General features: G+C 63.4%; 23 protein-coding genes and 1 tRNA gene. 15 read left to right on the forward strand and 9 right to left on the reverse strand.

Annotated elements, in window-relative coordinates:
* Positions 1 to 296 precede the first annotated feature (296 nt).
* Together mobA and AC628_RS05510 are read right to left on the reverse strand one after the other, a co-directional pair.
* Entirely contained in the window at positions 297 to 914 is a 618-nt protein-coding gene (gene mobA / locus AC628_RS05505) for a molybdenum cofactor guanylyltransferase MobA (protein WP_074125726.1), read from the reverse strand.
* Positions 907 to 1,791, reverse strand: a complete 885-nt coding sequence (locus AC628_RS05510; protein ID WP_074125727.1) for a formate dehydrogenase accessory sulfurtransferase FdhD — start codon at positions 1,789 to 1,791, stop codon at positions 907 to 909. The genes mobA and AC628_RS05510 overlap by 8 nt, the downstream gene beginning before the upstream one ends.
* Before the next feature lie 184 nt (positions 1,792 to 1,975).
* On the opposite strand from AC628_RS05510, the gene AC628_RS05515 reads away from it, so the two are divergent.
* The 5 genes from AC628_RS05515 to AC628_RS05535 all read left to right on the forward strand — a co-directional run bounded on the left by AC628_RS05515 (position 1,976) and on the right by AC628_RS05535 (position 9,557).
* Entirely contained in the window at positions 1,976 to 3,229 is a 1,254-nt protein-coding gene (locus tag AC628_RS05515) for a molybdopterin molybdotransferase MoeA (protein WP_074125728.1), read from the forward strand.
* A gap of 210 nt (positions 3,230 to 3,439) precedes the next feature.
* Positions 3,440 to 5,152, forward strand: coding sequence for an NADH-ubiquinone oxidoreductase-F iron-sulfur binding region domain-containing protein (locus tag AC628_RS05520; protein ID WP_074125729.1), 1,713 nt, complete (start codon positions 3,440 to 3,442; stop codon positions 5,150 to 5,152).
* A gap of 36 nt (positions 5,153 to 5,188) precedes the next feature.
* Positions 5,189 to 7,975, forward strand: coding sequence for a formate dehydrogenase subunit alpha (gene fdhF, locus AC628_RS05525; RefSeq protein ID WP_074125730.1), 2,787 nt, complete (start codon positions 5,189 to 5,191; stop codon positions 7,973 to 7,975).
* Positions 7,976 to 8,040: 65 nt separating this feature from the next.
* On the forward strand, positions 8,041 to 8,835 hold the full coding sequence (locus AC628_RS05530) for a dienelactone hydrolase family protein (protein WP_245321039.1): 795 nt from the start codon (positions 8,041 to 8,043) through the stop codon (positions 8,833 to 8,835).
* A gap of 17 nt (positions 8,836 to 8,852) precedes the next feature.
* Complete coding sequence (locus tag AC628_RS05535; RefSeq protein ID WP_083632595.1) at positions 8,853 to 9,557, forward strand: substrate-binding domain-containing protein; 705 nt, start codon at positions 8,853 to 8,855, stop codon at positions 9,555 to 9,557.
* Between the two features lie 74 nt (positions 9,558 to 9,631).
* Here the strand turns inward: AC628_RS05535 and AC628_RS41990 are convergent, their stop codons facing one another.
* Positions 9,632 to 10,153: a hypothetical protein gene (locus tag AC628_RS41990; protein ID WP_083632597.1), complete on the reverse strand. Its 522-nt coding sequence runs from the start codon at positions 10,151 to 10,153 to the stop codon at positions 9,632 to 9,634.
* A gap of 88 nt (positions 10,154 to 10,241) precedes the next feature.
* Here AC628_RS41990 and AC628_RS05545 point away from each other — a divergent pair, with 88 nt between their 5' ends.
* The 10 genes from AC628_RS05545 to AC628_RS05590 all read left to right on the forward strand — a co-directional run bounded on the left by AC628_RS05545 (position 10,242) and on the right by AC628_RS05590 (position 20,014).
* Positions 10,242 to 10,829 (forward strand): exopolysaccharide biosynthesis protein, encoded by a 588-nt coding sequence (locus tag AC628_RS05545; protein WP_168193306.1) that lies wholly within the window; start codon positions 10,242 to 10,244, stop codon positions 10,827 to 10,829.
* A 115-nt stretch (positions 10,830 to 10,944) separates the two neighbouring features.
* A complete protein-coding gene (locus AC628_RS05550) occupies positions 10,945 to 12,156 on the forward strand; it encodes an ABC transporter substrate-binding protein (protein WP_074125744.1) in 1,212 nt (403 codons plus the stop codon).
* Between the two features lie 378 nt (positions 12,157 to 12,534).
* Positions 12,535 to 13,107, forward strand: a complete 573-nt coding sequence (locus AC628_RS05555; RefSeq protein WP_074125734.1) for a hypothetical protein — start codon at positions 12,535 to 12,537, stop codon at positions 13,105 to 13,107.
* Between the two features lie 242 nt (positions 13,108 to 13,349).
* Positions 13,350 to 13,766 carry a hypothetical protein gene (locus tag AC628_RS05560; protein WP_143201449.1) on the forward strand — a complete coding sequence of 139 codons (417 nt, stop codon included), beginning with the start codon at positions 13,350 to 13,352 and terminating at the stop codon, positions 13,764 to 13,766.
* Positions 13,759 to 14,991 carry an HlyD family secretion protein gene (locus tag AC628_RS05565; RefSeq protein WP_074125736.1) on the forward strand — a complete coding sequence of 411 codons (1,233 nt, stop codon included), beginning with the start codon at positions 13,759 to 13,761 and terminating at the stop codon, positions 14,989 to 14,991. Before AC628_RS05560 ends, AC628_RS05565 begins: the two co-directional genes overlap by 8 nt.
* 961 nt (positions 14,992 to 15,952) lie before the next feature.
* Positions 15,953 to 16,957 carry a TRAP transporter substrate-binding protein gene (locus tag AC628_RS05570; protein WP_074125745.1) on the forward strand — a complete coding sequence of 335 codons (1,005 nt, stop codon included), beginning with the start codon at positions 15,953 to 15,955 and terminating at the stop codon, positions 16,955 to 16,957.
* A 222-nt stretch (positions 16,958 to 17,179) separates the two neighbouring features.
* Complete coding sequence (locus tag AC628_RS05575; RefSeq protein WP_074125737.1) at positions 17,180 to 17,752, forward strand: TRAP transporter small permease; 573 nt, start codon at positions 17,180 to 17,182, stop codon at positions 17,750 to 17,752.
* The gene (locus tag AC628_RS05580; protein WP_074125738.1) at positions 17,752 to 19,035 is read left to right on the forward strand and encodes a TRAP transporter large permease; all 1,284 of its coding nucleotides are present in this window, start codon (positions 17,752 to 17,754) and stop codon (positions 19,033 to 19,035) included. The genes AC628_RS05575 and AC628_RS05580 overlap by 1 nt, the downstream gene beginning before the upstream one ends.
* A 147-nt stretch (positions 19,036 to 19,182) precedes the next feature.
* Positions 19,183 to 19,773, forward strand: a complete 591-nt coding sequence (locus AC628_RS05585) for a Spy/CpxP family protein refolding chaperone (RefSeq protein ID WP_074125746.1) — start codon at positions 19,183 to 19,185, stop codon at positions 19,771 to 19,773.
* A gap of 165 nt (positions 19,774 to 19,938) precedes the next feature.
* A tRNA-Lys gene (locus AC628_RS05590) sits at positions 19,939 to 20,014 on the forward strand.
* A gap of 555 nt (positions 20,015 to 20,569) precedes the next feature.
* On the opposite strand, the gene AC628_RS05595 is transcribed toward AC628_RS05590, so the two are convergent.
* Genes AC628_RS05595 through AC628_RS05620 form a run of 6 tightly spaced genes read right to left on the reverse strand, consistent with a single transcriptional unit; the run spans position 20,570 to position 26,147 of the window.
* Positions 20,570 to 20,953 (reverse strand): RidA family protein, encoded by a 384-nt coding sequence (locus AC628_RS05595; RefSeq protein WP_074125747.1) that lies wholly within the window; start codon positions 20,951 to 20,953, stop codon positions 20,570 to 20,572.
* A gap of 5 nt (positions 20,954 to 20,958) precedes the next feature.
* Entirely contained in the window at positions 20,959 to 21,804 is an 846-nt protein-coding gene (locus tag AC628_RS05600) for an ABC transporter ATP-binding protein (RefSeq protein ID WP_083632599.1), read from the reverse strand.
* A complete protein-coding gene (locus AC628_RS05605) occupies positions 21,801 to 23,201 on the reverse strand; it encodes an FAD-binding oxidoreductase (RefSeq protein WP_245321040.1) in 1,401 nt (466 codons plus the stop codon). The genes AC628_RS05600 and AC628_RS05605 overlap by 4 nt, the downstream gene beginning before the upstream one ends.
* Before the next feature lie 24 nt (positions 23,202 to 23,225).
* Entirely contained in the window at positions 23,226 to 24,245 is a 1,020-nt protein-coding gene (locus tag AC628_RS05610) for an aromatic ring-hydroxylating dioxygenase subunit alpha (RefSeq protein ID WP_074125739.1), read from the reverse strand.
* Positions 24,246 to 24,291: 46 nt separating this feature from the next.
* Positions 24,292 to 25,092 (reverse strand): ABC transporter permease, encoded by an 801-nt coding sequence (locus tag AC628_RS05615; protein WP_074125740.1) that lies wholly within the window; start codon positions 25,090 to 25,092, stop codon positions 24,292 to 24,294.
* Between the two features lie 56 nt (positions 25,093 to 25,148).
* Positions 25,149 to 26,147 (reverse strand): ABC transporter substrate-binding protein, encoded by a 999-nt coding sequence (locus AC628_RS05620; RefSeq protein WP_074125741.1) that lies wholly within the window; start codon positions 26,145 to 26,147, stop codon positions 25,149 to 25,151.
* Between the last annotated feature and the right edge of the window lie 75 nt (positions 26,148 to 26,222).

Consider the following 26,222-nt stretch of genomic DNA (forward strand, 5'->3'; position numbering starts at 1 on the left):
GCTTATACCTTCGTCTCCGTCATGAGCCTGCGGGCTGAAGCAACGGAGCTCCTTCGCGACCGCATTTGCAGGCGCTGCAAGATTTCCGGAACGCGAACAGGCAATTCGCGATCCTGTCACAAGATTGTTGCAATCGAGCGAGGACTCCTTTTATTCTGAGAAGGCGGAGAACTCTCCAATGGTCGCAAACGCGCTGCGCCATCGTTCGGCGCTGATCGCGGGACAGCCCTCTCGCCCGTGTTGTTTACCGTGCATCCTGTCGCAGACCGTCGGCAATCCGCCGACGGACGATCGCCTCAGCCACCGTCGAGTGCGGCGAGATGATCGGCTTCCATGATGTCCTCAACGGTATTCGCATTGAAGAACGGATCCAGCGGCTCGGTCGGCCATTCGACCGTGGCGAGCGGATAGCGCGCGGTCCAGCGATCGATCTTGCGCACATCCTCGTCGACGAGCGCATGACGCAATTCGCCGCGCAGGCGCACGCTCCAGAGGCCGATCACCGGATGGGTCTGCCCGCCGGATGAGGCGACCGCGAGTTCGGCATTCTCGGCGGCGCGCGCCTGCTCCAGGCGTGCGACGAGATCGCGCGGAAGAAACGGACAGTCGCCCGCCGCGCTCAGCACCCATTTCGCGTCCGGCCGGTTGGCCGCGGTCCAGTCGAGCGCGGCCAGGATGCCGGCAAGCGGGCCGGGATAATCGGCGACATCGTCGGCGACGACGGGAAGGCCGAACGCGGCGAAGCGCGCGGGATCGCCATTGGCATTGATGATCAGTCCGCCGCATTGCGGAGCGAGACGGTCGATCACCCGTTGCAGGATGGTGCGGCCCGCGATCCTGCGCATCGGCTTGTCGCCGCCGCCCATCCGCCGCGCAAGCCCGCCGGCCAGCAGTACGCCGGGAATGTCAGTCATTGTCGGTCTCGCCCTTGCGCTTGTGACGCATCGATTCTTCTTCGACGTAGTCAAGGTTCTGGTCGTAGACGATCCGCTCCTGGCCCGACAGCGCGATGAAGCGCTTGCCGCGGGCGCGGCCGACCAGCGTCAGTCCGACCTGCCGCGCCAGGTCGACGCCCCACGCGGTGAATCCGGAGCGGGAGACCAGGATCGGGATGCCCATCCGCACGGTCTTGATCACCATCTCGGAGGTCAGCCGCCCGGTGGTGTAGAGGATCTTGTCGGCCGGATCGACATGGTGGCGGTAGATCCAACCTGCGATCTTGTCGACGGCGTTGTGGCGGCCGACATCCTCGGTGTAGCAGACCGGCGTCGCTTCCTTGCACAGCACGCAGCCGTGGATGGCGCCCGCTTCCAGATAGAGCGACGGCATCGTGTTGATGGTATGCGTCATCTGGTAGAGCCAGGAGGTGCGCAGTTCGGCCTTCGGCAGCGCGACCTTCTCGACGGCCTCGAGCAGGTCGCCGAACGCCGTTCCCTGGGCGCAGCCCGAGGTCTGCGTCCGCTTCTTCAGCTTCGCCTCGAAATTGGTGTGGTGCTCGGTGCGCACCACGACGACCTCGAGATCGTCGTCATATTCGACCTCGGTGACGACGTCGTCGTATTTCAGCATGTTCTGGTTCAAGAGGTAGCCGAGCGCGAGGTATTCGGGATAGTCGTTGATCGTCATCATCGTGACGATCTCCTGCGCGTTGAGATACAGCGTCAACGGCCGCTCGACCGGCACCTTGATCTCGGTCCGCGCGCCGGTCTGGTCGACGCCGACCACGCGCTCCGTCAGCCGCGGATCGTCCGGGTCTGGAACAATGATGGGAGCGGTGGTTTTCGCGGTCACAGGTCGCAGTCCCGATGGGTTCACATGGCAATAGAGCTGGGGATATAAGCACGATCGGAGATGGACTGGCCACTCTCCGCCGCTTCGCCGGAACTGCCACTTATGGTCCGGCTTTGGAGATAACGCCGCAGTTCGCGATCCGGGTCGAACACATCTTGTCGATGGCCGAGCACTGAGAGAGACAATGGCGCAGCTTTCTGACGACTGCTTCGCATTCGGCGGACCGATGATGTCGGTCGACGAGGCCGTCGCGATCATCGCCGCGCGCGTCAAGCCGGTCGGCGAGACCGAAGCCGTTGCGCTGGTGGACGCGGACGGACGCATCCTGGCCGGCGACGTGGCCGCGCCCCTGCCGCTGCCACCCTTCATGAATTCCGCCGTCGACGGCTACGCGGTGTCAGCCACGGACCTGCCGGCAAGTGCCGAGCGCGCATTGCCTGTCGCCGGACGCGTGCAGGCGGGTGCGCCAGCACAGCCCGCGCGGCCCGGCCAGGCGGTGCGGATCTTCACCGGCGCGCCGATGCCGGGCGGTACTGACACCGTGTTCATGCAGGAGGACGTGCGGATCGACGATGCGGGCAACGTGATCCTGCCGCCCGGCCTGAAGGCCGGCGCCAATGTGCGGCCGGCTGGCGAGGACATTGCACGCGGCCATGTCGCGCTGGCATCGGGCCGGCGGCTGCGCCCGCAGGACATCGCTGTCGCCGCGGCGTTCGGACTCACGACGCTCGACGTGGTGCGGCGGCTTCGCGTCGGGGTGTTCTCCACCGGCGACGAGCTGGCCGCGCCGGGCAGCGTGCGCACTGCGGCGCAGCTGTTCGATTCCAACCGCTTCATGCTGATGGCGATGTTGCGGCGGCTCGGCTGCGAGGTCGGCGATCTCGGCATCCTGCGCGACGAACGCGCCGGGCTCGCCGCCGCGCTCAAGCAGGTCGCGCTCAGCTTTGACCTGATCCTGACCACCGGCGGCGTCTCGACCGGCGAGGAGGACCACGTCAAGGCCGGCATCGAGCAGGCCGGCTCGCTGGTGCTGTGGCGGATGGCGATCAAGCCCGGCCGCCCGGTGGCGATGGGCATCATCGACGGCACGCCGCTGATCGGCTTGCCCGGCAATCCCGTTGCGAGCTTCGTCACCTTCGTCCATGTGGTGCGGCCGACCGTGCTGGCGCTCTCGGGCGCGGTGCCGTCTCCGCTGCTGCCGATGCCGGTGCGGGCGGCCTTCAGCTACAAGAAGAAGAGCGGCCGGCGCGAATATGTCCGCGCCTCGCTGCGGCGGGCGGCGGATGGTTCGCTGGAGGCGACCAAGTTTCCCCGCGAAGGGGCCGGGCTGCTGTCGTCGCTGGTCGAGACGGATGGACTGATCGAACTCGGCGAGTCCATCGTACGGGTCGAGCCGGGCGATGCCGTCGGCTTTCTCGGCTACGCCGATCTGCTGTGAGAGCGGTCGGGATCGCGAGCGGAACGACCGCGCGGTCGTTCGCGCGATTGAAGAATCAGATCGCCCGATAGGCAAACATAAACAACGGACTGCGCGGCAACCCGACGCTGCTAGAGGCGTTCTAAATCTGCTTGCCTGTGGCATACCAGAGAATAGAGTTGGTTGAACCAGCGCAATTCGCGCGCGAGCGGAGTTCCAAAGCGGGGTTTCATGAGCCAAGGCGACGTTCACAAGGTCCGCGCGTTCGAGCATCCCGGACAGGGCAGGAAGCGGGCGAAAGCCACGCCCAAGGGACGCCAGGTCGATCCCGTGGCCGCGCATGAGATCGAGGCGCTGCTCGCCGACCGGCCGCGGCGGCGCGACCTTTTGATCGAGTACCTGCATCTGATCCAGGACAAGTACCATCAGATCTCGGCGGCGCACCTTGCCGCGCTCGCCGACGAGATGAAGCTGTCATTCGCCGAAGTGTTCGAGACCGCCACCTTCTACGCGCATTTCGATATCGTGAAGGAGGGCGAGCCTGACATCGCGCCGCTCACCGTGCGGGTCTGCGATTCGCTGACCTGCGCGATGCTCGGCGGCGAGAAGCTCTTAAAGGATCTTCAGGACCGCGCCGGTCCCGGCATCCGCGTGGTGCGGGCGCCGTGCGTCGGCCGCTGCGACACAGCGCCCGCAGCGGAGGTCGGCCGCAACTTCGTCGATCATGCGACCGTCACCAACGTGCTCGCGGCGGCGAAGAGCGACGGTACCCATGTGCATCTGCCCAACTATATTGACTACGACGCCTATGTCGCCGGCGGCGGATACAAACTGTTGACGCGGCTGCGCTCGGGCGAGCTGCCGCGCGAAGACCTGCTGAAGGCGCTCGACGATGCCTCGTTGCGCGGTCTCGGCGGCGCTGGCTTTCCGACCGGCCGCAAATGGCGCGCCGTGCTCGGCGAACCCGGTCCGCGGCTGATGGCTGTCAACGGCGACGAGGGCGAGCCCGGCACGTTCAAGGACCGCTACTATCTCGAGACCGATCCGCATCGCTTCCTCGAGGGCATGCTGATCGGCGCTCACGTGGTCGAGGCGCCCGAAGTCTACATCTACATCCGCGACGAATACCCGGCCTGCCGCGAGATCCTCGATCACGAGATCGCCAAGCTGCCGCCGGGGGGGCCTGTGCTGCACATGCGGCGCGGCGCCGGCGCCTATATCTGCGGCGAGGAATCCTCGCTGCTCGAATCGCTCGAGGGCAAGCGCGGCCTGCCGCGGCACAAGCCGCCCTATCCGTTCCAGGTAGGGCTGTTCGGCCTGCCGACGCTGATCAACAACATCGAGACGTTGTGGTGGGTGCGCGACATCGTCGAGAAGGGCGCCGACTGGTGGAAGAGCCACGGCCGCAACGAACGTTACGGCCTGCGCAGCTTCTCGGTGTCGGGCCGCGTCAAGGATCCCGGCGTCAAGCTCGCGCCGGCCGGCATCACCTTGCGCGAACTGATCGACGAGTTCTGCGGCGGCATGGCCGACGGCCACACCCTGCAGGCCTATCTGCCGGGCGGCGCCTCCGGCGGCATCCTGCCGGCGTCGATGGACGACATCCCGCTCGATTTCGGCACGCTGGAGAAATATGGCTGCTTCATCGGCTCCGCCGCCGTGGTCGTGCTCTCGCAGGCCGACGACGTCAGGGAAGCCGCGCTGAACCTGATGAAGTTCTTCGAGGACGAGAGCTGCGGGCAATGCACGCCCTGCCGCGCCGGAACCGAGAAGGCGGCACTCCTGATGCAGCAGCCGGTCTGGAACAAGGAACTGCTCGACCAATTGAGCCAGGCGATGCGCGATGCGTCGATCTGTGGCCTCGGTCAGGCGGCCTCCAATCCGCTGACGTCAGTGATCAAATATTTTCCGGACGGCTTTCGTCCGCAGCAAGCCGCCGAATAGGCGGGCCAAGCAGGACGAATTTCGACGAGGATTCGAATGAGCAACAATCAGAACTCCGGCCAGATCATTCAGTTCGAGCTCGACGGCCACCAGGTCGAGGCGCGGGCCGGCGAAACCATCTGGCAGGTCGCCAAGCGGCAGGGCACCGAGATTCCGCATCTCTGTTATTCGCCCGCGCCGGACTATCGGCCGGACGGCAATTGCCGTGCCTGCATGGTCGAAATCGAAGGCGAACGCGTGCTGGCAGCGTCCTGCAAGCGGACGCCGACGGTCGGCATGAAGGTGAAGTCGGCGAGCCAGCGCGCCGTCGCAGCGCAGAAGATGGTGATGGAGCTGCTCGTCGCGGACCAGCCGGCGCGCGAGACCTCGCACGATCCGGATTCGAAATTCTGGCACTGGGCCGAGAAGACCGGCGTCACCGAAAGCCGCTTCCCGGCGGCCGAACGTTGGCACGCCGACACCAGCCATCCGGCGATGCGCGTCAATCTCGACGCCTGCATCCAGTGCGGCCTGTGCGTGCGCGCGTGCCGCGAGGTGCAGGTCAACGACGTGATCGGCATGGCTTATCGTAATCACGACTCGAAAATCGTGTTCGACTTCGACGATCCGATGGGCGAGTCCACTTGCGTGGCTTGCGGCGAATGCGTGCAGGCCTGCCCGACCGGTGCGCTGATGCCGGCCGTGATGCTCGACGACAAGCAGACCCGCGTCACCTGGCCCGACCGGAAGGTGGATTCGCTCTGCCCGTATTGCGGCGTCGGCTGCCAGGTCACCTACGAGGTCAAGGACGAGAAGGTGATCTACGCGGAAGGCCGCGATGGTCCCGCCAATCACAACCGGCTCTGCGTCAAGGGCCGCTTCGGCTTCGACTACATCCACCACCCCAACCGCTTGACCAAGCCGCTGGTGCGGCTGCCCGGCGTCAAGAAGGATGCCAACGACCAGGTCGATCCGGCCAATCCCTACACCCATTTCCGCGAAGCCTCCTGGGAAGAGGCGCTCGATCTCGCCGCGAAGGGCCTGACGAAAATCCGCGATGAAAAGGGCGCCAAGGCACTCGCTGGCTTCGGCTCGGCCAAGGGGTCGAACGAGGAAGCCTATCTGTTCCAGAAGCTGGTGCGCACCGGCTTCGGCTCCAACAATGTCGATCACTGCACGCGGCTGTGCCACGCCTCGTCGGTGGCGGCTTTGTTCGAGGGACTGAGCTCGGGCGCGGTGTCGGCGCCATTCGCGGCCGCGGCCGACGCCGAGGTGATCTGGGTGATCGGCGCCAATCCGACCGTGAACCATCCGGTCGCCGCGACCTACATCAAGAACGCGGCCAAGCGCGGCGCCAAGCTCTACGTGATGGACCCGCGTCGGCAGGCCCTGTCGCGCCATGCCACGCAGCACCTCGCCTTCAAGCCGGGCAGCGACGTCGCGATGCTCAACGCGATGATCCACACCATCATCACCGAGGGCCTGACCGACGAGCGGTACATCGCGGGCTATACCGAGGGCTATGACGAGCTCAAGGCGAAGATCCAGGAGTTCACGCCGGAGCGCATGTCGCCGATCTGCGGCATTCCCGCCGAGACGCTGCGCGAGGTTGCGCGCGCCTACGCCAGCGCCAAATCGTCGATCATTTTCTGGGGCATGGGCATCAGCCAGCATGTCCACGGCACCGACAATGCGCGCTGCCTGATCGCACTGGCGCTGATCACCGGCCAGGTCGGCCGTCCCGGCACCGGGCTGCATCCGCTGCGCGGGCAAAACAATGTGCAGGGCGCCTCCGATGCCGGCCTGATCCCGATGTTCCTGCCGGACTATCAGCCGGTCGGCCGCGACGACATGCGCGGCGCCTTCGAGAAATTGTGGGGGCAGGAGCTCGATCCGGTGCGCGGGCTGACCGTGGTCGAGATCATGAACGCGATCCACGCCGGCGAGATCCACGGCATGTATGTCGAGGGCGAGAATCCGGCGATGTCGGATCCGGATTTGCAGCACGCGCGCGAAGCGCTGGCCAAGCTCGATCATCTCGTGGTGCAGGATCTGTTCGTCACCGAGACCGCGTTCCACGCCGACGTCATCCTGCCGGCCTCGGCGTTCGCCGAAAAGTCCGGCTCCTTCACCAATACCGACCGCCGCGTGCAGCTGGCGCGCGAGGTGATCAAGCCGCCGGGCGATGCGCGGCAGGATCTCTGGATCATCCAGGAGATCGGCAAGCGGATGGGATTGCCGTGGAATTATGCCGGGCCGGGCGAGGTCTTCACCGAGATGGCGGAGCTGATGCCGTCGCTGAAGAACATCACCTGGGAGCGCCTGGTTCGCGAGGGCGCGGTGACCTATCCGGTCGACGATCCCGACAAGCCGGGCAACGAGATCATCTTCACCACAGGTTTCCCGACCGAGAGCGGTCGCGGCAAGATCGTGCCGGCCAAGGTGATTCCTCCCGACGAACTGCCCGACGACGAATATCCGATGGTGCTGTCGACCGGCCGCGTGCTCGAGCACTGGCACACCGGCTCGATGACGCGTCGTGCGCAGGTGCTCGATCAGATCGAGCCGGAAGCGGTCGCGTTCATGACGCCGAAGGACATGCGCAAGAAGGGGCTCGCACCCGGCGACTTTATCCGGCTCGAGACCCGTCGTGGCGCGGTCGAGGTCAAGGTGCGCGCCGACCGCGATGTGCCGGAGAACATGGTCTTCATGCCGTTCTGCTATGCTGAGGCGGCCGCCAACCTCTTGACCAATCCGGCGCTCGATCCGTTCGGCAAGATTCCGGAGTTCAAGTTCTGCGCGGTCCGCGCCGGGAAGATCGATATCCGGACGGCGGCGGAATAGCCGTCCGGGACGGGATGTGAATACGCCCGACCCGTCTTGGTCGGCCAAAACTGCGGGAGGTCAGCATGCGAACGATCATCGTGGGAGCACTTTGCGCCATCGTAATGGTCGCGAGCGCGCACGCGGCGGTGAAGGAAGAGCCGGTCACCTATACGGATGGCGAGACCACGATGAAGGGTTTTGTGGTCTATGACGACGCGACGCAGGCCAAGCGGCCGGGCATCGTCATGGTGCACGAATGGTGGGGCATCACCCCGCATATTCATAACGAAGCGCGCAAGTTCGCGGAGCAGGGCTATGTCGCCTTCATCGCGGACATGTATGGCGACGCCAAGACCGCCGACAACCCGAAGGACGCCGGCGCGCTCTCCGGGTCGGTGATGAAGAACCCGAAGGCGATGGAGCAGCGCTTCAACGCCGCACGGGAGCAACTCGCCAAGCAGCCTTCCGTCAATCCGCAGCGGATCGGCGCCGTCGGTTACTGCTTCGGCGGCGCTGTGGTGCTGAACATGGCGCGCACCGGCGCTGATCTCGCCGCCGTTGCGGTCTTTCACGCATTACTTGGTCCCAACACTCCCGCACCGGCGCCGGGTACCGTCAAGGCGAAAGTCCTCATCCTGAACGGCGCGGACGACCCGTTCGTCAAGCGCGAGCAGTACGATGCGCTGAAGAAGGACTTCGACGCAGCGAAGGCCGATTATCGGATCGTCGAGTATCCCGGCGCTGTGCACGCATTCACGAACCCCGAATCCACCGAACTCGGCAAGAAGTTCAACCTGCCGCTCCGATACGACGCCAAGGCCGATCAGGAATCGAAAGCCGAGGCAGCCAAGTTGTTTGCCACGAACCTGCAGAAGTAAGCGGACCGGCCGCCCGCATGATCAAGGTCATCATTTCGGGCGGCTTCGCTGCGGTCTACCGCGAGGTGCTGCCTGAATTCGAGCGCAGCACCGGCATCAAGGTGGAAACCGGATCCGGAGCGTCGGAGGGCACCGGTCCGAAAACCATTAGGCATCAGCTTGCGCACGGCACCAAAGCGGACGTGGTGATCCTGTCGCGCGAGGGACTTCGAGGGTTGCACGAAGACGGCCGGATTCGTGCGGGATCCGAATCTGGCCTGGCGACAGCGCCTCTCGCCGCCGCGGTTCGGGCCGGCTCACCTAAGCCCGACATCGGCAACGCTGCCGCGCTCAGGAAAGCCTTGATCGACGCAGGGCAGGTAGTGGCGCCAAGCAGCACCAGCGGGCAGTTTTTTCGCGACAAGGTCTTCCCGAAGCTGAACCTGCCGGACACGGTGACGCTCACCCTCGAGGCGCGCGGCAGCGAGGCGGCCGAAGCGCTGCGAGCGGGCAAGGCGAATCTCTCGATCGGGCCGACCAGCGAGTTGGTGCAGGAGACCGGCATCGACGTCGTGGGTCTGCTGCCTCCGGGTCTTCAGCTTGTCCAAACCTTCACGGCCGCTGTCGTCAGCGACTCCACCGCGCCTGAAGCTGCCAGGCGCCTGATCGATTTCCTTTCCTCGGATACCGCTCTCTTGCTGGCGGCCATCAGGCGGGCCGGCATGGAGCGGCCTCGCGGATAAATTGGCATCGCAAACGTGGCCGCGCCGCCGTCGACATGTCGCGGCACGGCGCGTCGTGACGACAGCGCTGCGGCTCAGCGATCGCCGGGTGCGACGTTAAGCGGCGCACCCCCGGTCGAAATCGGACCTGATGGCTTGGGCGCCCGAACCGGCGGCTTTCGCGGCTTCGGGGCGGCCTGCGCGACCGGTGCATGCGGCTGCTCGGCGACCGCCGGTGCCGGCATCGGAGCCGGAGCGGGGCGCTGTAGCGCGTCGACCTTCGACGTCAGGGCCGCCAGCTGGTCGACGATGATCTTCAACTGGTCCTGCTGGTCGGCCATCGATTTGCTGAGCGCGCCGATGTCATCCTCGAGCTTCTGCTGGGTCGCGAGCAGATCGGGCAGCGTTTCCTTGTCGCCTGCGGCCGCCTTGTCGCTGGCCGCCGCGTTGCCGAGGGACGGAACCAGTGGTGCGATCTGTGGCCAGGCGTAGACGCCCCCGGCGCCCGCGCAGGCGACGACGACCACCAGCAGGAACCACGGCCAGCGGCGGCGAGCGGCAGGAATCGGGCTTGTCGGCGCATGGCGGTGCCATGCCTGATCGGAATCGTTGGTCACCTATGCTTCCTAGTCTGCTTCGGCAGCGGTTGCAATCGACGCCGAGTCTGACCACTTTGCAGGCATGTCCCCCTCGTCCGGAGCCCCATTGGCCCCCACGCACACGTCCCAGCTTCTTGAGGAACTCGTCGCTCAAGCACCGGACGGCCCCGTCGATCTCGAATGGCTCCTCAGCAACCTGGACAAGCGGTCGTTCGGCCTGCTCCTGCTGCTTTTGGGGCTATTGGTGATCATTCCCGGCGTCGCGACGATCGCGACGCTGGCGCTGCTGTTTCCCGCGGTCGAGATGATGCTCGGCCGCAGCGCGCCGGCGTTTCCGCGATTCCTCTCGAAGCGCCAATTCGACTTCAAGCGCTTCAAGCGGTTCACCGTCTTTGTCCGCCCGATGCTGCAGGCGATCGAGCGCGTCAGCCGGCCGCGCTGGGATGCGCGTCGTGACGTGATCGACCGCCTCGTCGGTCTGGTGGTGTTTCTGCTGGCCTTCTCGGCAGGCTGGCCGCTGCCGCTGGTCAACGTGATTCCGGGAATGGTGGTCGTGCTGATCGCGATCGCCTATCTGCAGGAGGACGGTCTGCTGCTCACCGTCGCGATGGCGGCGGCGCTGATTTGCCTGCTCGGGCTCGGATGGACGCTTTGGGCATCGTTCGGAGCGGTGATGAGCTGGATCGGGCTGTGACCTTCGACGCCGACGCAGGTTGATGTCCCGGCATGAGGGGTCGACATCTCGCACGGGCATGATCATTATCTCGCCGGACGCCGCGGCAAACAGCGGCGCGAATGGGGAGAACAAGATGCGTTGCATCACGCTCGCGGCGATCGCCGCGCTCAGCCTTGCTTCCACGTCGGCGGTCCTTGGTGCCGACAAGAAATACGATCCCGGCGCCAGCGATACCGAAATCAAGATCGGGCAGACCATGCCCTACAGTGGTCCGGCCTCGGCCTATGGCACGCAGGGCAGGGCCGAATCCGCCTACTGGAAGATGATCAACAGCCAGGGCGGCATCAACGGCCGCAAAATCACGCTGCTGAGCATGGACGACGGCTATAGCCCGCCGAAGACGGTGGAGCAGACGCGCAAGCTCGTGGAGCAGGATGAGATCCTCGCCAATATCGGTTCACTCGGCACGCCGACCAATTCGTCGATTCAAAAATATCTGAACAGCAAGAAGATCCCGCATCTTCTGATCTCCACCGGCGCCTCGAAGTGGAACGATCCGAAGGAGTTTCCGTGGACCACGCCGTTCTATCCGCCCTATGCGCAGGAAGCGAAGATCTATGGCAAGTACATCCTCAAGGAATTGCCGAGCGCGAAGATCGGCGTGATCTATCAGAATGACGACTTCGGCAAGGACTATCTCAGGGGCTTCAAGGAGGCGCTCGGCGACAAGGCCGGTCTCATCGTCAAGGAGCTCAGCTACGAGGTGACCGATCCCACGATCGATTCCCAGATCGTCAATCTGAAGGCCGCGGGCGCCGACGTGCTGATGACCATCACGACGCCGAAATTCGGCGCGCAGGCGATCCGCAAGGTTGCCGATCTCGGCTGGAAGCCGACGCACTTCATCGTGTCGGTCTCCAGTTCGATCGGCGGTGTGCTCGAGCCCGCCGGCCTCGAAGCATCCACCGGGCTGATGACGGCGCTCGCCACCAAGGTGGTGGGCGATCCGGCTTGGGATTCCGACAATGGCGTGCAGGACTATCTCGCCTTCATGAAGCAGTGGTATCCCGAAGGCAATCCGATCGATGGCAGCAACCAGATCGGTTATCTCTCCGCGCAGTTCACCGCGATCATCCTGAAGAACTGCGGCGACGAGCTGACACGCGAGAACCTGCTGAAGCAGGCCACCAACCTGAGCAAGGTATCGCTGCCGCTATTGCTTCCCGGCATCACGGTCTCGGTGTCGCCGACCAACTATTCCACCTTCGACACGTTCAAGCTCGCGAAGTTCGACGGCAAGACCTGGAAGTTCTTCGGCGAGAACATCAGCACCGCGTCGCGCTGAGGACACGCGAGACGCCGCCATGCCGATTGGCATTCGGGGGACGCAGCAGATTAGCTGCGTCCCTGCGGAGCGTGGTGTCGCGGCATTTGGGATAGTCGCTGCTACGACCGCTCGCGGCCCCCGCACGGATGCCGATTGATGCCGGCTATGACCCAAAGCGGCCTGTCCGGCGACGTTGGCTCTCGTCGCCATTTAACCGAATGCTCGCGCCCGCCAACTTGGGTAACGAAGCTGTACCCAAGTTTCAGTGCTGTGGTTACGAGACACAAAATCCGCCCGGAGAATCGCCAGTTGCTAGATGGATACGAACGCGAGTAGATTGACCATCACAATTATGGATTGAAAACAATTGCAGCATTACCAAATTGGATCCTTAATATGTCCAGCACGCCCGAAGCGAACGACTGCTTGGAAATCTACGAATCCCGCGTTCGGCTCGCAATTTTCGTTGCCATGGGCATTATTATGACCGCCGGTGCGCTGTTCATGACCGGAGCGTGTATTGGCGTTCTCTTTGGCTTCCTCGGTCCTCCTCGATCAACGGTTCGCGAGCTTGTTGGACCTGTTCTGGCATCGCTGATTGGGATTGTCGGCATCATCATGTCTGGATCAGTTGCCGTTCAGGGCGCGGTTAGGTGGTCGGGGTCGCACCGACCAGTCCTCTTCATGACGCGGGACGGATTCAAGGACATTCGGATCAGCGCCGATTGGATTCCATGGTCCGCGATCCTGTCTTTAAAGAATTACCGTGGGAAAGGTATTGTTGTTGACGTTGATCCTGACTTCCTTAGGACAAGTCTGCGGCTTGGCCCCGTAACCCGGTTCATGCGAAGGGCAAACGGACTCCTTGGCAATCGTGGCCTATGGATCGCCGCATTCCCGCTAAACATGTCATCGCGCGAGCTTCTTGATGTTATGACCAGTCTCTATCGGCCTGCGCACAGGACGTAGCTGAATCACCGTCTTGAACACGTGTGATTGCTGACTACTCACTTGCCCGATGTCGCCCTTGATCGTCGCTTGGTCACTTACTGACACAGAGCAAGGCCTCCGCGCTAACGCCAGCCAGTAACGCTACTCAACCCAGCGGACCTACCCGTGGAATTACGGCCCTTGATAAAGCGCCGACATTAGGGAACCATGGCTCCACGGGCCGACGCATGGCCCTCGCTCTTCGGGTTGGAGGGACGATCGTGAACGGACAAATGCACCCGGCAGCACCTCACCATCTGCCGTTCTTCGTTCCTGGTCCCGATGGCGACGACACCTTGATGGTGGTGATGGGCATCTTCCTGGTCGTGACTGTCCTGTACGTGGGCACGCTGTACTGGAAGCTGCACAGCCTGCCGGAGCGGATGGCGCACAAGTCGCAGAAGCTGCAGTTCGAGGTCGTCGCCGTGCTCGGCCTGATCTCGCTGTTCACCCACATGCACATCTTCTGGATCGCGGGCCTGCTGCTCGCGATGATCGACCTGCCGGACTTCAGCACACCGCTGCGCACCATCGCGGGATCGGTTGAGCGGATTGCCGACGCCACGCCGCCGCGGCCTGTGCCGCCACCGGAGCCGGACGAAGTCGCCGCCGCAGAGGAGGGACAGGGCCATGCTTGAGCTCCTACTGTGCTCCCTCGTCACCATCCTCCCGGACTATCTCTATCGCCGCTACCGGCAGGGCAAGCGCTTCGGCAAGGAGATCACGTTCTTTTCGGTCTGGCACGAGCTCAGATGGGGCATCACCGGCTGCCTGATGCTGACGATCGCGCTGATCACGATGATCTTTTACTACCATCCCTCCACCACTTCGGCGGCGATCTATTTCCGCACCGTGCCGATCCTCCCCGAAGTGGCCGGCCGGGTTGCCGAGGTGAATGTCGGCTACAGCGCCGCCGTGAAGATGGGCGATGTTCTGTTCAGGCTCGATAATACGAAGCAGCAGGCCGCGCTGGAAACGGCGAAGCGCAAGGTCGCGGAGGTCGATGCGTCGCTGGCCAGTGCGCAGGCCGATATCGTCAAGGCCGAAGCCCAGGTCGGCGAGGCCAAGGCGGCCTGGCAGCAGGCCAAGGACGAACTGGACAGCAAGAGCGAATTGCAGCGCCGCAATCCCGGCATCGTGCCGCAGCGCGACATCGAGAAGCTTCAGGTCGCCGTCAATCAACGGCAGGCCGTCATCGACGCGACCAACGCGGCGCGGGAGACCGCGGGGCTGCGCGTCTCCACGCTGCTGCCCGCCGAGAAGGCGAGCGCAGAGGCGGCGATGGCGGAGGCGCAGGTTGATCTCGACAAGACCTTCATTCGTGCCGGTGTCGACGGCCGGGTCGAGCAATTCACCCTTCGCACCGGCGACGTCGTCAATCAGATGATGCGCCCGGCCGGCATATTGATACCCGAAGGCGCTGGCCGGCGCGTGTTGCAGGCCGGCTTTGGCCAAATCGAGGCCCAGGTCATGAGGCGCGGCATGATCGCGGAGGCGACCTGCATCTCGAAACCCTGGGTGATCATCCCGCTCGTCGTCACCGGTGTGCAGGACTACATCGCTGCCGGTCAATTCCGTTCCGGTGAGCAGCTGCTCGATCCGCAAGCCCTTCGCCAGCCGGGCTCGATCCTCGCTTTCCTGGAGCCGCTCTATGCGGGCGGGCTTGAAGGCGTCACGCCGGGCTCCAGCTGTATTGTCAACGCCTATACCAGCAACCACGATGTGATCGCCGATCCGAAGACCGGTGCGTTGAAGGGATTTGCCCTGCACGTGGTCGACGCGACCGGGCTCGTGCACGCGCTGCTGCTGCGGATCCAGGCCTTGCTGCTCCCGGTCAAGACGCTGGTGCTGAGCGGGCATTGAGATCGCGCATATCATCTTGTTCGTACGGTCGTGTCACGGGCCGCGCTGCTTCGCCCTCTGCAAGAGGAGAGGGCGGAACGAAGAGCAAAGCTCGGACGATTCATGTCGCGAGAATGTAGACGCCTACCCTCATCGCTGTTTTGAAAATTGAGTCGAAGAGTGCCGCGCGTTCGCTTCATCCTCCCCTGGAGGGGGAGGATCGGTGCGCATGAAGCGCAGCGGAATGCGAACCGAGGTGGGGTGATCTCTCCACACGGGCATTGATCGATGCGGATAGACCGTCACCCCACCCCGGATCGCGTTTCGCGATGCTCAATGCGATCCGACCCTCCCCCTCCAGGCCCCTCCAGGGGAGGGTGAAACAAAATGCAAAGCTCGGGCAATCAATGTCGCGAGAATACGAGGCTGCGTTCCCACCCAGAACTGTCATCGCCCGGCCCGCACACTCGACCGGGCGATCCAGTACGCTGCGGCGCATGCGCGTGTGATGACACCGCGTGTTTGGCATCTTGAATCGAGTATCCATCCTCATCGTCGTCCGGGCGCAAGCCAGAACCCATTGCCGCAAATCTCGAATGCCGCGCGACGCTGTGGCCACGACACCGTTCATCACCAAATGCGGTGGCTATGGGTCCTGGCTTTCGCCAGGACGACAACGAAGCGTCCCGTTCACACCATCCGCCGCGGCATGTGTATCGGCACCAGCATTCGCGCCCGGCGAACTCGCCATTGCCAAACCTCGCATTGACCATGCGGGCGTGGCCGGGCACAGCGTACGGCCGGTGTCATTGAACGGTCGCAAGAGCCGAAAGGGATACCGCCGCATCGGATTTTGCAGTGCAGCAATGGCGCAATCAGCCCCTGCTAAAGGGGCAATGGCAATCATCGTTGCTTCTCTGTAATGGTGCGACCGGATGTCTCGGGGCCGGTATTCGTGCTCCGCAATTACGCGGGAGGAAACATGCGTAAATTCATTTTGGTTGCGGCGTCGATCGCGGCCTTGACCTTTGTCGGACCGGCCTCGGCGCAGTCGCCGATCGTCCTCAAATTCAGCCACGTGGTGGCCTCGGATACGCCGAAGGGCAAGGCGGCCGACAAGTTCAAGGAGCTCGCCGAGAAGTACACCGGCGGCAAGGTGAAGGTCGAGGTCTATCCGAACTCGACGCTGTACAAGGACAAGGAAGAACTCGAGGCGCTGCAGCTCGGCGCGGTGCAGATGCTGGCGCCGTCGAACTCGAAGTTCGGCCCGATCGGCATCAAGGAATTCGAAGTCTTCGATCTGCCCTACATCCTCCCCGACCTGAAATCGCTGCGCAAGGTGACCGACGGTCCGCTCGGCGCCCAGCTGCTCAAGAAGCTGGATTCCAAGGGCATGACCGGTCTCGCCTATTGGGACAACGGCTTCAAGCAGATGAGCGCGAACAAGAAGCTGGTCGCGCCGTCCGATTACAAGGGGCTCAAGTTCCGCATCCAGTCGTCGAAGGTGCTGGAGGCCCAGTTCCGCGCGCTCGGTTCTATACCGCAGGTGATGGCGTTCTCGGACGTCTACCAGGCGCTGCAGACCGGCGTGGTCGACGGCCAGGAGAACACCTGGTCGAACATCTACACCCAGAAAATGCATGAGGTGCAGAAGTACGCCACCGTCACCAACCACGGTTACATCGGCTACGTCGTGGTCGTGAACAAGAAGTTCTGGGACGGTCTGCCGGGCGATATCCGCGACGAGCTCTCCAAGGCGATGAAGGAAGCCACCGAGTTCGGCAACAGCCAGTCGGCCAAGGAGAACGAAGACGCGCTTGCCGAGATCAAGAAGGCCGGCAAGACCGAGATCGTGACCTTGACGCCGGAGCAGGATGAGGCGATGCGTAAGGCGATGCTGCCGGTCTACAAGGACGTGGCCTCGCGCGTCGGCCAGCCGCTGATCGACGAATTCCTCAAGGAGACGGGCCGCAGCCCGATGAACTGAGGCGTGCTTCACCTCGCCCCGCCTGCGGGGAGAGGTCGGAATTCGAGCGGAGCTTGAATTCCGGGTGAGGGGGAATCTCCGCGCACGCAGTGCTTGTCGTGTGCGCGGAAGCAGCCCTCCACCCAACCCTCTCAGGGCGAGCGTAGCTCGTCCCGACCCCGTAAGAACGGGGAGAGGGAGACAACGCTCTGGCCGTTGGGGCGGCCATGACAGGGGAGATCAATGCTGCTGAAAATTCTGGACCGGCTCGAGGAAATCATCATCGCGAGCCTGATGGGCGCCGCGACCCTGCTGACCTTCATCACGGTGGTGCACCGCTTCCTGGTCGACGTTCCCGTGCTCTATCCGTATCTGTTCGGCATCAATCTCGCCTGGTCGCAGGAACTCTGCATCTACATGTTCATCTGGATGGCGAAGTTCGGCGCCGCCTATGGCGTGCGCACCGGCATCCATGTCGGCGTCGACGTGCTGATCAACCGCCTCAACGATTACTGGCGCAAGCGCACCATCACCTTCGGCCTGCTCGGCGGCGCGCTGTTCACCGCGATCGTCGGCACCATGGGTGCCAAGTTCGTGTTCGAGCTGATGCACACCGACCAGGTCTCGCCCGACATGGAGATCCCGAGCTGGATCGTCTACGCCTGCATCCCGCTCGGCTCCTATCTGATGTGCTTCCGCTTCCTGCAGGTGTGCTGGACCTACTGGCGGACCGGCGAGCTGCCGCACCATGACGCCTCCCATGTCGACGGCGTCGAGACCAGCAAGACCGCGCCCGTCGCGCTTGGAGAAGCGTGATGAGCGCCGCACTTATCTTCGGACTGCTTTTTGCCTTGATGCTGACGGGCATGCCGATCTCGATTTCGCTCGGCCTGACCGTGCTCACCTTCCTGTTCACGATGACCGAGGTGCCGATCGAGAGCGTCGGCCTGAAGCTGTTTTCGGGCCTCGACAATTTCGGCATCATGGCGATCCCGTTCTTCATCCTCGCCGGCACCTTCCTGACCCGCGGCGGCGTCGCGCGGCGCATGATCGCGTTCACGACCTCATTAGTCGGCCATCTGCCCGGCGGCCTTGGCCTTGCCGGCGTCGCGGCCTGCGCGATGTTCGCGGCGATCTCGGGATCGAGCGTCGCCACCGTGGTCGCGATCGGCTCGATCATGATGCCGGCGATGGTCGATCACGGCTATCCGAAGCGCTTCGGCGTCGGCGTGATCTCGACCTCGGGCGCGCTCGGCATCCTGGTGCCGCCCTCGATCATCCTGGTGCTGTACGGCGTCTCCACCAACACCTCGATCGGCGCGCTGTTCATGGCCGGCATCGTGCCGGGCGTGCTGCTCGCGCTGATGCTGGCCGCGGTGACCTTCTTCGTCGCCCAGCGCAACGGCTATCCGAAGATGCCGCGCGCGACCATCGCCCAGCAGTTCAAGGCGTTCCGCGAGAGCATCTGGGGCCTCTTGCTGATTGCGATCGTGCTCGGCGGCATCTATGGCGGCATCTTCACGCCGACCGAAGCGGCTGCAGTTGCGGCCACCTACGCTTTCTTCATCACCGTGTTCGTCTACAAGGAGTTGAAGCTCTCCGAGGTGCCGAAGGTGCTGCTGCAGGCGGCGAGCATGAGCTCGATGCTGCTCTACATCATCACCAACGCGGTGCTGTTCTCGTTCCTGATGACGCATGAGCAGATCCCGCAGGAGATGGCGGCCTGGATCATCGACAAGAACTTCTCGGTGTGGATGTTCTTGTTGGTCGTCAACGTCATCCTGCTGCTCGCCGGCAACGTGATGGATCCGTCGTCGATCCTGCTCATCATGGCGCCGATCCTGTTTCCGCTGGCGACCAAGCTCGGCGTGCATCCGGTGCATCTCGGCATCCTGATGATCGTCAACACCGAGGTCGGGCTGTGCCATCCGCCGGTCGGACTCAACCTCTACATCGCGAGCAGCATCGCCAAGATGGGCATCTCTGAGATCACGATCGCGGTGCTGCCGTGGCTATGCGCGATGCTGGCGTTCCTCGGCCTGATCACCTACGTGCCGGAGATCTCGCTGTGGCTGCCGCGGCTATTGGGAATGATCTGAATCAAAGCGCAACACTTGCGCTTTGGATATTTCTGGCGGGCAATGAAGCGGATTACATCTTGGTAAGGGATGCCTCTCTGTCCAATCCGTAAGTTGAAGGCGAGGGCGAGCGGCATCATCTTCAAGCAACCTTCAAAGGAGGTTTCGATGAAGAAAGTTCTGCTCGCCGGCGTCGCGGCGCTCACGATTGCTGGTTCGACCGTGGTCTATGCACAGCATCGCCCGTGGTTTCATGGCCATATGCGGATGAGCCCCGAGGATCGGGCCGCCTTCCTCGACGCGCGGATCGCCGCGGTCCACGCCGGACTGAAGCTTACCGCGGACCAGGAGAAGCTGTGGCCGCCGGTGGAAGCCGCGGTGCGCGACTTCGCCAAGATGCGGATGGATCGCGCCAATGCGCGGATGGCTGCGGATAAGACCGACGCGGACAAGGCCCAGAAGCCGGACGATCCGGTCGCGCGCCTGCGCGAGCGTGCCGACAACATGGCTGCGACCGCGACCTCGCTGAAGAGGATCGCCGATGCCGCCGACCCGCTCTACAAGACGCTCGACGACGGCCAGAAGCGGCGGCTTTCCATGCTTACCCATATGGAGGGGCGTGGGTTCGGTGCCGAGGGTTGGCGCCGCCACCGCCTCGAGCGCGGCATGGACCGCTGGGAACACGGAGGCCGCGGCATGGACCACGACCGTTTCGACCGCGACGACGGTCCGGATCAGGAGCGCTCCGGCCGGCTTTGACGGCCTGCCGCCAACGCTTTCGCCAAGCCCATGAAAGGCCGCCGGAATCCGGCGGCCTTTCGGCTTCGTAAAAGTCGGGAAAACTTGCGCCTGCTTGCTGGACATCGCGGAATCGCTTTGCTAAACGACGGCCTCTCTTGCGAGGGTCATTTCCGGACAAGTTCCGGGCGCATAGCTCAGTTGGTAGAGCAGCTGACTCTTAATCAGCGGGTCCCAGGTTCGAGCCCTGGTGCGCCCACCATTGGAAAGTCCTTATTTTCCAAGACCTTCGCGGGGTGGTCGCCGAGAACAAACGGGTTTCGTGCGACGCTTTTTTTGTGGGCGGGGACCACCAGCTTGCTGTTCGGTTTTTCCCTTGTTTCTGTATCTTCACCCCATTCGATACAGCGCGCAGATCCGATGGGACAGGTCGATTACTTGCTCGTCGTAGAATCGGAAATTAGAGCGAGCAAAACGGACAAACCTGTTCTGCCCGTCGCAGCAACATACCGCTTGCTGCAGAACCAAAACCAGATCGTTCGGGTTCGAGTCGCTCCCTCGCTGTGATTTTGTCCGCCAAACTGAGATTTGCCGCGATTTTGTACTCCCGCCGGTAGCGCTGGCGAGCGACCCGCACGACCGTTGCGGTCTCGGCCGCGAAGCAACGTGCGATGGTTGTGCCGGTGCCAGATGCCGCATCTGGCGCGCCGACTCCATGTCTAGGACGCCAATGGCCTTGGAGCCAAATGCATAGGGCTCGTATACTGATCGGGTATGCAATTGAAATCGCGACAAAAGCATTCGTGCGCTGCGGCCGTCACTTCGCCGCAAGGGCCTCGATTTCGACCTTGAACTCCGGTCGCGTAAAGCCGCTGACGATCATCAGGGTCGAGGCCCGTGCCGGCAGTGCCACGTAGCGATCGCGCACGGCCATATAGGGCGCCATGCATGCGCGATCCGTAACATAGGCGTTGATGCGTACGAGGTCGCAAAAGCCCATGCCGGCTTCGGCTAGGCACAAGCCGATGGCCTCAAAGCAGAGCGCCGACTGCTCTTCAACGCCCTCCGGGATACAGTCGTTCGCCGAGATGCCGAGTTGGCCCGAGCAGAAGAGCAGCCGTGTGCCGCCCTGTACTTCGACCGCATGGCTGTAATTGGCAAACGGCTTGCGGATTCCCGCAGGGACGAGATGGCGGAGCACCGTGTTCACTCCGGCTCGTCGGTGCTCTGCGCCATGGCTTGGCGCAGCGCCTCCGAAGCGCGTCGGCAATAGTCGTTGTAGACCGGCGAGACGCGGAAGTCTTCGTTGCGTGGGTAGGGTGCGGATATCGCGATCTCGGTGCTCATGCGGCCGGGCCGTGCGCGCATCACCGCGATCCGCGACGACAGATAGACCGATTCGTAGACGCTGTGGGTTACGAAGATCACCGTGAGGTTGTTCTTCGTAAACAGTTGCAGAAGATCGTTGTTGAGCTTCGTGCGAGTGATTTCGTCCAGCGCGGCGAAAGGTTCGTCCATCAACAGGATGCGCGGGTTGGTCGCCATGGCACGAGCCACCGAGACACGCATTCGCATGCCGCCCGAGAGCTCGCGCGGATAAGCGTCGGCAAAGCGCGTGAGGCCGACCTGCGCCAGTACTTCCATGATGCGCTCGCGCACATCCCGGCGACGCGCGCCGCCGAGCATCAGCGGCAGATAGACGTTGTCGAACACCGTCCGCCAAGGCAGCAGCGTCGGTTCCTGGAACACGAAGCCGAGCGAGCGGTCGGGCTCGCCGCGCGCATCGTAGGTCGAGGTCGGCCAGTCGATGGTACCGGTCGTGGGCGCGCTGAGGCCGGCGATCATCTTCAGGAGCGTGGACTTTCCGCAGCCCGACGCTCCGAGCAAGGTGAGGAACTCGCCGGGCCGGACGGTCAGGTCAACGCCCTCAAGCGCCAGCGTCCTGTTGGTGAAGGTCTTGGAGACGCCCGCAAGCTGCAGCAATGCGCGCGATGGGGCGGGCGCAGCGCCGAGCTCGGGAGGCTTCGCCTCGAACATGGGCATGACATTCATTGCTGCGCCCCCGGCAAGCGCGGAACGAAGCTGCGCATCTTGCCCGGATTGAGCAAGCCGAGCGGATCCACCTCATGCTTGAAGCTCAGCTGGTCGGCGTCGACGCGCTTGTATCGGCTGCCGTCCTCCAGCGTAACAACATGCGGATTGGCAATCATGATTCCGAGTGCTTCATAGGCTGCCATGATCTCGTCGAGGCGTTCCGGCGTCGAATAGCGGATCACGGGGAGTCCGCTCGCGGTCATTAGTCCGTTGATGCGGATGAATTCGAGGTGCTGCATCACCTCGCCTTCGAACCGGGCGCCGATCTCTGCGGCCGCCTCGACGATGCGGTTGTGTGGATAGAGCACCTGCAGGTAGGTGATGCTGCGATCGACCTTGAACGTCTGCAGCGTGCAGTGGTTCCAGCTATGCTCGTAGAGCGGCACCTTCGTAAGCACGTCCTCGCTCGGCGCCTTGTAGGTGAGGGTACCGCCGAATGAGTCGAGCAGCGTCTCGAAGCTCTCGATCGACATCGATCCGATCATGCCGAGCAGCACAGCCTTGCCATCAGGGCAATACTGGCGAAGGCCGGCGAAGTTCTGCGGTAGCGGCCACTCGATCGGCGCCAGCAGCTTCTTGACGACGCCGTCCGCCATTGCGATAGCGTGACCGAAGCGGATTGACTCAGCGAAGTCGTCAAAGGCAACGATCACGTCGATCCATGGCAGCGCCGGCGCCAGCGGCATTTCCAGCACCGTGATGATGCCTGTTGTGCCGTAGGCGCGGCTGATCTTCTGCGCCGCGTCGCCGCGCAGCTCGATCACGCGCGGCGTCTCCTCTACGGTGACGATACGCGCGGCGAGGATGTTGCCGGGCTCGCGCATGCCGCCAAAGGTGACGCTGCCGATGCCCCCGGATCCTCCGGCGACGAAGCCGCCAATCTGCGCCATGCGCTTGGTGGACGGATGCATGCGGAGCTCCCAACCGAGCTGCCGGGTCTGCGCGTCGATGTCGAACAGCTTGGCGCCGGCCTGGACGCGGACGATACCCGGCGTCTGCCATTCGATGCGGTTCATGGCGGCCATGTCGAGCAGAACACCGCCTTCGAGCGGCACGCATTGACCATAGTTTCCGGTCGCGCCCCCCCGCACGGTGAGCGGGATGCGATGGCGATAGCAGGCGGCGGCGACGCGGACCACGTCGGCCTCGTCGCGCGGCGTGATGATGATGTCTGCAACCTTGTCTCTCAACCGGGTGGCGAGGATTGGCGAATACCAGTAGTAGTCGCGCGACTTCCGCCGCAGATCGGCCGGATCGAGGCTCGTCGCGATATCGCCGATGTCGGCGAGCAGGGCCTTGATCGGGTAGCACGCGGCAGCGAGAATGTTTGGCATGGACAGGGTGGCGTCGGACATGTGTGGCGACCTGCAATCGGAGGGTCAAGCGGCGCGATAGACCTCCGCCTCGCCGTGGTCTTCGAGGAGCTTCATCAGCCGCTTGCGCATGATCATGCCGGGCCGGTCCGACACCATGTTGGCCTCGGCGCGGCGACCGACGTCAATGGGGGTGTCGTAGTCGGTGGACTCGATGATGTCCTTGTCCTCCCGCGTGATCTTGTAGTCCCAGTCGTTCAGGAGCTGCGCCGGGCAGTCCTCTTCTGTGTCGTTGCGGTAAAGCCACTGCACCAACTGGATATGGCTGTCGTCGATCGGCGTCGCCGAGTTGAAGATAATGTGGCGAAGGCCGGACGGATATTCGATGTCGAGCCGGCGGCAAAACGGCATGTACCATTTGTTGCGCATGTGACGCGTGGTGGTGGCGGCGTCAGTTCCAGATATCCGATGCTGGATCGGTGGATTGATGACGGTGATCAGCGTCTCGGCTTCGAACCCGTAGTCAGTTTCCGTGATCTCGTACTTGTCAGGGAGCGGCTGGTCGGCCTGGCCGAATGTCCCCTGATGCACGAAGGCGAAGTGGGCGTTGTCGAAGGAGTTCTCCATCATCCGCAGGGCCGAGGTGTTCCAGACTTCGTAGAACTGCGGCACGTAGCGGAACGACGGGTCCCTGTCCTCGGGCACCTCGAAGATCGGCGCCAGCGGCTCGTCAAGCGCCACCCAGGCATAGCCGTAGCGCGCTTGGCAGTGATAGGCGGGCGTCGACAGATTCGGCACTTCCTGCTGCACCGGAAATTGCGGGACGTGCACGAGCTTGCCGGTGGAGTCGTAGGTCCAGCCGTGATAGCCACACACGATTTGCCCGTCCTTGCACCAGCCTCTCGAGAGCTTGGCGGTGCGGTGGCAACAGCGGTCTCTGAGCGCGGCCGGGCTTCCATCTGGACCGAGGAACAGCACGATGTCCTCATCGAGCAGACGGAACGGCCTCGGTCCGTCCGCGAGGTCGGAGAGCGGCATCACCGCGTACCAGAAACGGCGCAGCACCTTCTGCTTGGTGGTCAGCATGCGAACCTCGTCGGGACGTGTTGTGTTGCGGGCAACTCGCGGGACATCAGCCGTCCCGCTCGAACTCGCTGTCGTGCCAGCGGCCGAGCGCCAGCTTCGACAGGGCGGCCATCGCCAGAAACAGAGCGATGCCGGTGATGGTGATCAGGAACAGCGCAGCGAACATGCGGGGTATGTCGAGCTGGAACCCGGACTGCAGGATCTCATAGGCGAGGCCTGCGCTGCGGCCGCCGGTGCCGGCGACGAATTCGGCTACCACCGCGCCGATCAGTGCGAGGCCGCTGGCGACGCGCAAGCCGGCGAAAAAGAACGGCAGGGCGCTCGGTATGCGCAGATAGAGGAGGCTCTGCAGGCGTGTGGCACGGTTGATGGCGAACAGGTTCTGGTGGCCGCTCTCGATACTGCGAAGGCCGATGGTGGTGTTGGAGATGATCGGAAAGACGGCAATGATTGTGGCGCAGATGATCAGCGCGACCTGCGTATTTTTCACCAGGATGATGATCAATGGGGCAATGGCAACGATCGGCGTCACCTGCATGATGACGGCGTAGGGGAAGAAGCTGCGCTCGATCAACCTGTTCTGCACAAACAGGAAAGCCAGGGCCGAGCCGATCATGGTTGCGAGACCAAGCGCGGTCAGCGCGACTTTCAACGTGCTCCACAGCTCCCGCATCAGTCCCGGCGTGTCGACGACGATCGCCTGCGCGATCGCGCTGGGCGCCGGAAAGAGGTAGGCTGGAATGGCGAAGATACGGCAGGAGGTTTCCCAGGCGGTGACGATGATCACGCCAACCACCAGGGGCGGCAGCACTTCGGTAAGGGCGGAACTGGCCTTGTGTTGTTGCATCGCCGGCGTTCGTCTGTCGTATCGGGGGGCGCAGCTGGGATCAGCTGCGCTGCGTGTCAGTTCATCGGAATCTTCATGCCGTCGATGAACTGCGTCGTGAACGCCTTCTTGTAGTCGACGCTCTTGTCGAGCAGGCCGCCGGCCACCATGAAGTCGTAAGTCGACTTCCAGCGCGCGTCGGTCATCACGCCGATGCCCATGGTCTGGGCATCGCCGCCATCGACCACCTTCAATTCCTTCATGCGCTTGACGCCGAAGGCGATCTGATCATCGGTCATCTTCGGGTTATCTGCCTTGATCAGTGCGTTGGCAGCGGCGGGATCGTCGGTCAGATAGCTCTTCCAGCCCTCCATCGACGCGCGCACGAAACGCTTCAGCACGTCCGGCTTCTCCGCGACCAGCTTGGTCGTGGTCACCATCGTCGTGCCGTAAGGGGGATAGCCGTCATCCGCGAACAGGAAGAAGTTGACCGCTACGCCCTTCTGCAACGCCTGGAACGGCTCGGATGAGGGATACGCCTGCTGGGCGACGTTGGCGTCTGCAAAGAAAGGTTGAAGGTTGAACGTGTAAGCCTTGGCCTGGTTTTCGGCAAAGCCAAACCTGGTCTTCAGCCACGGCCAGAAGGTGGAGTGACTGGAGCTCGCGATCAGGATGTCCTTGCCTTTGAGGTCCGCGAGGCTCTTGACGTCATCATGCGTCATCATGCCCTGCAGATCCTTTTGAAATGACGCACCGATGGTGACGACGGGCAGGCCCTTCCCGATCGACTGCAGCACTTGGATGTCGTAGCCCATGATGACGTCGGCTTCGCCGCCGAGCAGAAGCTGCATACCGTTCACCTGCGGACCGCCCATCTTGATGGCGACGTCGAGGCCGGCCTTCTCGTACAGGCCTGTCGCCTTGGCTTGATAGAAGCCGCCATGCTCGGCCTGCGCGAACCAACTCGACAGCAGCGTGATCTTGTCGGCGGCAACGGCAAACGACGGAGCGCAGGCAATGCCAAGGAGCATGGCACCAGCGATGGCATGTCGGGAGATCCGTACGAGCGTGGTCATTTGCGAAATCCGTTGGGTGTGATCAGGCTTGGCAAGGATGTCAGCAAATGCGAATGATGAGAAAGCATCAATTTT

The organism is Bradyrhizobium sp. NAS96.2, from assembly GCF_001908235.1.
Lineage (GTDB): Bacteria > Pseudomonadota > Alphaproteobacteria > Rhizobiales > Xanthobacteraceae > Bradyrhizobium.

What these genes read in the sequence shown, in the direction of transcription:
- AC628_RS05570 (WP_074125745.1), top strand. Translation starts at nt 15,953, where the DNA reads ATGCGTAAATTCATTTTGGTTGCGGCGTCGATCGCGGCCTTGACCTTT.
- AC628_RS05565 (WP_074125736.1), top strand. Translation starts at nt 13,759, where the DNA reads ATGCTTGAGCTCCTACTGTGCTCCCTCGTCACCATCCTCCCGGACTAT.
- AC628_RS05605 (WP_245321040.1), bottom strand. Translation starts at nt 23,201, where the DNA reads ATGTCCGACGCCACCCTGTCCATGCCAAACATTCTCGCTGCCGCGTGC.
- AC628_RS05600 (WP_083632599.1), bottom strand. Translation starts at nt 21,804, where the DNA reads ATGAATGTCATGCCCATGTTCGAGGCGAAGCCTCCCGAGCTCGGCGCT.
- mobA (WP_074125726.1), bottom strand. Translation starts at nt 914, where the DNA reads ATGACTGACATTCCCGGCGTACTGCTGGCCGGCGGGCTTGCGCGGCGG.
- AC628_RS05580 (WP_074125738.1), top strand. Translation starts at nt 17,752, where the DNA reads ATGAGCGCCGCACTTATCTTCGGACTGCTTTTTGCCTTGATGCTGACG.
- AC628_RS05535 (WP_083632595.1), top strand. Translation starts at nt 8,853, where the DNA reads ATGATCAAGGTCATCATTTCGGGCGGCTTCGCTGCGGTCTACCGCGAG.
- AC628_RS05585 (WP_074125746.1), top strand. Translation starts at nt 19,183, where the DNA reads ATGAAGAAAGTTCTGCTCGCCGGCGTCGCGGCGCTCACGATTGCTGGT.
- AC628_RS05615 (WP_074125740.1), bottom strand. Translation starts at nt 25,092, where the DNA reads ATGCAACAACACAAGGCCAGTTCCGCCCTTACCGAAGTGCTGCCGCCC.
- AC628_RS05620 (WP_074125741.1), bottom strand. Translation starts at nt 26,147, where the DNA reads ATGACCACGCTCGTACGGATCTCCCGACATGCCATCGCTGGTGCCATG.
- fdhF (WP_074125730.1), top strand. Translation starts at nt 5,189, where the DNA reads ATGAGCAACAATCAGAACTCCGGCCAGATCATTCAGTTCGAGCTCGAC.
- AC628_RS05555 (WP_074125734.1), top strand. Translation starts at nt 12,535, where the DNA reads ATGTCCAGCACGCCCGAAGCGAACGACTGCTTGGAAATCTACGAATCC.
- AC628_RS05520 (WP_074125729.1), top strand. Translation starts at nt 3,440, where the DNA reads ATGAGCCAAGGCGACGTTCACAAGGTCCGCGCGTTCGAGCATCCCGGA.
- AC628_RS05530 (WP_245321039.1), top strand. Translation starts at nt 8,041, where the DNA reads ATGCGAACGATCATCGTGGGAGCACTTTGCGCCATCGTAATGGTCGCG.
- AC628_RS05610 (WP_074125739.1), bottom strand. Translation starts at nt 24,245, where the DNA reads ATGCTGACCACCAAGCAGAAGGTGCTGCGCCGTTTCTGGTACGCGGTG.
- AC628_RS05575 (WP_074125737.1), top strand. Translation starts at nt 17,180, where the DNA reads ATGCTGCTGAAAATTCTGGACCGGCTCGAGGAAATCATCATCGCGAGC.
- AC628_RS05515 (WP_074125728.1), top strand. Translation starts at nt 1,976, where the DNA reads ATGGCGCAGCTTTCTGACGACTGCTTCGCATTCGGCGGACCGATGATG.
- AC628_RS05550 (WP_074125744.1), top strand. Translation starts at nt 10,945, where the DNA reads ATGCGTTGCATCACGCTCGCGGCGATCGCCGCGCTCAGCCTTGCTTCC.